Here is a 6,161-nt window from a genome sequence, read left to right as displayed (position 1 = left end):
GCAGGTCTCTTCAGATCTACGGATTTTCGCCATGCCACGAAATTAGCATCATGCTAGCAAGTTAAGCGAACACTGACGTGATAAATTAGTGGTTAGCTATATTTTTTTACTTTGCAACAGAACCATAAAAAGTATATATTTATTTTCTTCTAGGTTTAAATACATAAATTAATCCTATTGTTATTAAAATCAAGATTTGGGATATAATCCCTAAAAAAATAGCATAACCAAAAGCTGTGAAAGGTTTAAAATATCCACTTGAAGCATAAGTGTTTATAAATAAATGAGAACATATTACTGATAATATAGTCCCAATTAATCTACTAATTAATACTAAAATATATGATTTATAATTTTTGATGAATAGGCCAATACCTATAGATATAACCACTAGAAGTATATAAAAAAGTGATATTCCTTTCTTATAATCAACAATCAAACAAACAAATTCAATTGGAATAAGTGAAATTAAGCAAATTATATATTTCGTTAAATTATTCATTAATAATTCCTCCTTTAATATTATTAAATTTTTGTTAATTAATTTCGAAAAACTTTTATTAAATATTTAATTACTGTATATTATAAATGTAAATTTGAAAAATTTCTATAAGGAGTGATTATTTGAAAAAGTTATTTGTTTTTGTTTTCACTTTATTATTTACGTTAGCTTTTACTTCAATGAATTTCTTTAACTCAGCAAACGCCGAAGAAAATAACACTACTAATTATCAGGAATTACAAAAAGATGGAACTTTAGATAAGTCTGTTACTCAAGAGCAATGGAATCAATTCTTACAAAATTCAAGTCAAGCAAAACAGCAAATAGAAAATAAAAGCGATGTATCTACTAGATCTAGATTTCATTTAAAAGCTGGAGATGTTTTAATTTCTAATGCTACCAGTTCTTGGGGTTTAACTGGACATGCTGCAATTGCAATTAGCAGCAAAAAAATATTACATATTTATGGTAAAGGTCATCATCCAGCTACACATTCTTTATCTTGGTTTAAGAAAAGATATGCTAAGAAAGGTAAATGGATGAAAATTTATCGTTCAAAAAAACATGGAGCAGGTTCTAAAGCAGCTAGATGGGCTAGAAAACATTATGTAGGTAAAAAATACAGATATGGTATTAATACTCATCTATCTAAAAGAAATCCTACGTATTGTTCAAAAATTGTTTATCAAGCATATAGATATGGAATAGGTAGAAAAGCAATGTCTTCACCAACACCAATAGTTTCACCATATACATTACCTAATTTTTCTTCTAATTCTTATAAGTTAAAAAGAGTGAAAACTTATTAAGATTTTTAAACTTCCTATGCTAATAAGCCTCTTACAAATTTGTATGTGCTAAACTGTTTGTGTCAGATGACATTAGATAGCATCTCCTCGTGTTGATTATTTTGATTGGCTAACCAATATTAATTCTAGCAAGAAGAGATGCATTTTTTTGTGACAACGGTAGAACCTGTTCTGAACCATACGCTATGCGTATGGTATTCTTTATACAAACAAAAAACAGGGTACTACTTTAAAGTAATACCCTGTTTTAAAATTAAATTTTAATTTATTAAACAAATTTAAGTACTTGGTCAACGATTTTAGCAATTGTATTAGCAATGCCAAAGCCCATGTCTACCCAGTCTTGTTTGACATGTAAACCTGAATTTACTGCATTATGTAATGATTCAACAATACCTGACATAAATGTACACTCCTTTATACAAATTAAAATGATGTAACCATATAAGTTTGTAACATTTCTAGAATGATTTGTAAACTTAATTTACACTATTTTAATATATCACATCATTAACAATGACAAAAAATACCGGACTCTATATTAAATAGAATCTGGTATTTTTGATTTGTCCATCCATTTTTTTAATATAAAAAGATGTTATTAATATCATGCTCTTGGAGATTATATATAAATTTAGTATTCAATATTTGGTATTTTATTTACATGTTTTTGATAACGTTTAAGTACACTATAACCAATAGTACAAATAGCTATTGCTACAAATAATTTTTTCAAATTTGTCATTCCTTTACTCTATTTGTTTTCATAATAATTTAATTCTAAATCTTTAGATGTTTGTTTTCGAATAGTTCTCATTAATCCAATATCATTAACTAATGATTGGCCATAAGATGGTATCATTTTTTTGATTTTTGGTGTCCATTTTGATTCATATTCTGAGAAGTTTTTTTCAAGTACTTCTAAAGCTACAGAAACTGAAGTTGAAGCCCCAGGTGATTCTCCTAGTAAAGCAATAATTGAGTGATCTTTAGAATTAACTACTTCCGTTCCAAATTGAATATAACCTTTTCCATGTTCAGGTGTATCTTTGATGACTTGTACACGTTTACCAGCAGTATATAACTGCCAATCTTCATCACGTGCTTCTGGATAAAACGTACGTAAATGATTCATACACCCTTCTTTAGTCATTAATATTTGATCAAACGAATATTTAATTAAAGGAAGGTTTTTAACTGCAGAAGATAAAAGTGTTGTAATATTATATGGCTTAATCGATTTAAATAAATCTAAATTCGAACCATTTTTTAAGAATTTAGGGCCTACACTAGCAAATGGGCCAAATAATAAGGTACGTTCACCATCAATATAACGTGTATCCAAGTGAGGTACAGTCATAGGTGGTGTACCTTTAGGCTCTTTACCATATACCTTAGCGTCATGCTTGGCTATGGTATCAGGGTTAGTACAAATTAAGAATTGACCTGTAATTGGGAAACCACCCAAATTTTTGCTTTCTGGAATACCTGTTTTTTGTAATAATGGAATGGCTCCACCACCAGCACCAATAAATACATAATCAGCAAGTTCTGTTTGCACATCACCACTATTGCGTTGACGTACTTTAACTTCCCATTTACCATCTTTTCGATGATTAAAATCTATGACTTCATGATTATATTGAACATTAGCATTCGGATGTTGTTCAATATTTTTAGCCATTTTTCGAGTAAGCTCACCAAAATTAACATCTGTACCTTCATTAATTTTACTAGCGGCCATAATGTCACTCGAATTATGCCCTTTCATCATTAAAGGAATCCATTTTCTCATTTCCTCAATATCTTCCGTATATTCAATATTGTCAAACATCGGAAAATCTTTCATCGCATAATAGCGATCTTTTAAAAATTGAACATTATTTTTACCTCTCACAAAACTAATATGAGGTAAAGGCTGAATAAATTCTTTAGGGTTAGAAATACTTTTATTTTTAACTAAGTGGCTCCAAAATTGTTTTGAAATTTCAAATTGCTCATTAATTTCTTTTGCTTTTTCAATATCAATTGAACCATCAGGCTTTCTTACTGTATAGTTCAGTTCACATAAAGCAGCATGGCCAGTTCCGGCATTATGACGTTCATTAGAACTTTCAATCCCTGGACGATCTAAACGTTCATATAGTTTAATATTCCAATTAGGTTCTATTTCTTTAAGCATAGAACCAAAAGTAGTACTTAATACCCCAGCACCAATAATGACAACTGTTTTTGACTCTTTAGTATTCATAAATAATTCCTCTTCCCTTTTTGTGACTAAGTAGTAGTATAATACAATTCAACTTATAATAAAAATACTCATTTTTAATCTGACTTATTCCATAAAAGAATAGGTTTAAAAGCAACTAAAAAACTCTAAAAGATGCGTTAAAGATTTATAAAACTTTAATATATCTTTTTTAGGTGAAAACTTCTGATAATTGTAGGTTCTCTCATTATCTATGATTATTACTTTCTAACTGTATCTAGAAAATCATCTCCCCAATTACAAATTGAAAATACTACTTTATCAAGCTTTAGTCCTATTTCAGTCAATCTATAATCTACTTTAGGAGGGACTACTGGATAGACCGTCCTTTCGAGAATTTTGTCTTGTTCTAGTTCTCTAAGTTGTCTTATTAACATTCGCTGGTTGATATCAGGTAGTTTATTTTGTAATTCACTTAACCTTAAACGATTACTCTGCAAAAGATGGTAAACAATGGCAATTTTCCATCTTCCACCAATGACAGACAGGGCTAAATCTTTCGATGTATAAAATTCTTTATTATTATATTCAATTAACAAAACGAATCCTCCATTTTTATATAGTGACAAAAATGTCAGTATTGTTATTCTAAACAACTAATACCATAATAGCATTATAAAAGATAGAGAGGAGAAATTTTAATGAAATTACAATTAGCAATCGATTTATTAGACCAAAAAGAAGCAGCAAAATTAGCTCAAGAAGTAGAGGAATTCATTGATATCGTAGAAATTGGAACACCAATCGTTATAAATGAAGGACTATCTGCTGTTGAACATATGAGTAAATCAGTCACTAACACACAAGTATTAGCAGACCTGAAAATTATGGATGCTGCTAGTTATGAAGTAAGTCAAGCTGTAAAATTCGGTGCTGATATCGTAACAATTCTGGGTGTTTCTGAAGATGCTTCAATTAAAAGTGCTATCGAAGAAGCGCACAACAATGGCAAAGAATTATTAGTTGATATGATCGCAGTTCAAAATTTAGAACAACGTGCAGCTGAATTAGATAAAATGGGTGCTGATTATATTGCAGTACATACGGGTTATGATTTACAAGCTAAAGGTGTATCACCTTTAGAAAGTTTACGTACTGTTAAATCAGTTATTTCAAATTCAAAAGTAGCCGTAGCAGGCGGTATCAAACCCGATACAATTAAATCAGTGGCAGTTGAACAACCAGATTTAATTATTGTTGGTGGTGGCATCGCAAACGCTGACGATCCAAAAGCTGCTGCTAAACAATGTCGTGATATAATTGATGGAAATGCTTAACTATTTTTAATATATGTATTGAAAGGTAATGTTGTAATATGACTAAAAAAGTAGCAATCATTTTAGCAGATGAATTTGAAGATATAGAATTAACTAGTCCAAAAGAGGCATTAGAAAATGCTGGATTTGAGACTGAGATTATTGGTGATACAGCTAATCATGAAGTTGTTGGTAAACATGGTGAAAAAGTAACTGTAGATGTTAGTATCGCAGATGCTAAACCAGAAAATTATGACGCATTATTAATTCCTGGTGGATTTTCCCCTGACCATTTACGTGGTGATGAAGAAGGTCGTTATGGTACATTTACTAAGTATTTCACTCAAAATGATGTACCAACATTTGCGATTTGTCATGGCCCACTATTATTAGTTGATACTGATGATTTAAATGGACGTACAATAACTGGTGTTATCAATGTACGTAAAGATTTATCTAATGCAGGAGCACATGTTGTTGATAAATCAGTTGTAGTAGACAACAATATTGTAACAAGTCGTGTACCAGATGACTTAGATGATTTCAATAGAGAGATTATTAAACAATTAGAAGCATAAATTAAGATCCATTATAAATAATTATTTGATAGATTAGACTATCGACAAAGATCTAAAATTTGTCGATAGTTTTTTATTATTAATTTTGAAGCTCCAATTTTATTAAGATATATACATCAAATAATTCATAACGTCGTATTACATATTTTGCATTCCTATACACTATGATGTTATAATACATTTAACGAAGATTATATGCATATATGCACCAATCCCCTCACTATTTGTGGTAGTGAGGGGATTTTTGATGCGGCTTAACGTCGCCTTCTATTTATTACGTTTACTACTAAGCCAGTAAGTAAAATACGCAACTGCACAGCCACTAATGACTGGTGCAATGATGTGAACGAAGATCATAAGCATATTAAGCACCTCCTTCCGTCGAAAATACCGCCGGAAGTTAAGGCGACTCTATTATTATATCATCTGTAAACACGTAAGCATATCCACTTCCGATAAGTGAACTTATGTCAAAAGTATTATCTATTAAAAAACAAATTACCTTTATTATTAAGTCTACTTAGTCATAATCAAAGTCATATTAGCGTACATAATTAAGTCGAATTATGATTTTTAGAAAGCGCGTATTGGTCACTTGTATGATTTATCATACTGCTTATAAAGTATAAATAAATGAAAAATGTCTTACTCATGTTTGATAAATTCTTGTGATATTTTTTATATTAAACACTTACATTTTTGCTATAAAAATATTTTTGTACTCATCACTTTTTGAATAAAGTATCT

At 29.9% G+C, this 6,161-nt stretch carries 9 protein-coding genes; 3 read left to right on the top strand and 6 right to left on the bottom strand.

Annotation, left to right across the window (positions count from 1 at the left end; translation table 11 throughout):
* Positions 1–139: 139 nt before the first annotated feature.
* The gene (locus AC3WQX_RS11930; protein ID WP_002441953.1) at positions 140–502 is read right to left on the bottom strand and encodes a hypothetical protein; all 363 of its coding nucleotides are present in this window, start codon (positions 500–502) and stop codon (positions 140–142) included.
* Between the two features lie 122 nt (positions 503–624).
* Here AC3WQX_RS11930 and AC3WQX_RS11925 point away from each other — a divergent pair, with 122 nt between their 5' ends.
* A complete protein-coding gene (locus tag AC3WQX_RS11925) occupies positions 625–1,311 on the top strand; it encodes a YiiX/YebB-like N1pC/P60 family cysteine hydrolase (RefSeq protein WP_002441952.1) in 687 nt (228 codons plus the stop codon).
* A 268-nt stretch (positions 1,312–1,579) separates the two neighbouring features.
* Here the strand turns inward: AC3WQX_RS11925 and AC3WQX_RS11920 are convergent, their stop codons facing one another.
* From AC3WQX_RS11920 to AC3WQX_RS11905, 4 genes are all read right to left on the bottom strand, one after another.
* Positions 1,580–1,714 carry a beta-class phenol-soluble modulin gene (locus AC3WQX_RS11920; RefSeq protein WP_002436888.1) on the bottom strand — a complete coding sequence of 45 codons (135 nt, stop codon included), beginning with the start codon at positions 1,712–1,714 and terminating at the stop codon, positions 1,580–1,582.
* Between the two features lie 231 nt (positions 1,715–1,945).
* Positions 1,946–2,056: an SE2200 family small protein gene (locus AC3WQX_RS11915; RefSeq protein ID WP_080550853.1), complete on the bottom strand. Its 111-nt coding sequence runs from the start codon at positions 2,054–2,056 to the stop codon at positions 1,946–1,948.
* 9 nt (positions 2,057–2,065) lie between these two features.
* Entirely contained in the window at positions 2,066–3,562 is a 1,497-nt protein-coding gene (gene lqo, locus AC3WQX_RS11910; protein ID WP_002441949.1) for an L-lactate dehydrogenase (quinone), read from the bottom strand.
* Between the two features lie 218 nt (positions 3,563–3,780).
* Positions 3,781–4,119 carry a winged helix-turn-helix transcriptional regulator gene (locus AC3WQX_RS11905; protein ID WP_002436858.1) on the bottom strand — a complete coding sequence of 113 codons (339 nt, stop codon included), beginning with the start codon at positions 4,117–4,119 and terminating at the stop codon, positions 3,781–3,783.
* Positions 4,120–4,221: 102 nt separating this feature from the next.
* Between AC3WQX_RS11905 and hxlA the strand changes: the two genes are divergently transcribed.
* The gene (gene hxlA, locus AC3WQX_RS11900) at positions 4,222–4,857 is read left to right on the top strand and encodes a 3-hexulose-6-phosphate synthase (protein ID WP_002441945.1); all 636 of its coding nucleotides are present in this window, start codon (positions 4,222–4,224) and stop codon (positions 4,855–4,857) included.
* A gap of 38 nt (positions 4,858–4,895) precedes the next feature.
* Positions 4,896–5,414, top strand: coding sequence for a type 1 glutamine amidotransferase domain-containing protein (locus tag AC3WQX_RS11895; RefSeq protein WP_002441943.1), 519 nt, complete (start codon positions 4,896–4,898; stop codon positions 5,412–5,414).
* 267 nt (positions 5,415–5,681) lie between these two features.
* On the opposite strand, the gene AC3WQX_RS11890 is transcribed toward AC3WQX_RS11895, so the two are convergent.
* Complete coding sequence (locus AC3WQX_RS11890; protein WP_002441941.1) at positions 5,682–5,777, bottom strand: type I toxin-antitoxin system Fst family toxin; 96 nt, start codon at positions 5,775–5,777, stop codon at positions 5,682–5,684.
* Between the last annotated feature and the right edge of the window lie 384 nt (positions 5,778–6,161).

This window comes from Staphylococcus sp. FW104-15G4D (assembly GCF_058790135.1).
The sequence above is the reverse complement of the archived record's forward strand: the minus strand, read 5'-3'. Positions and strand labels throughout refer to the sequence as shown.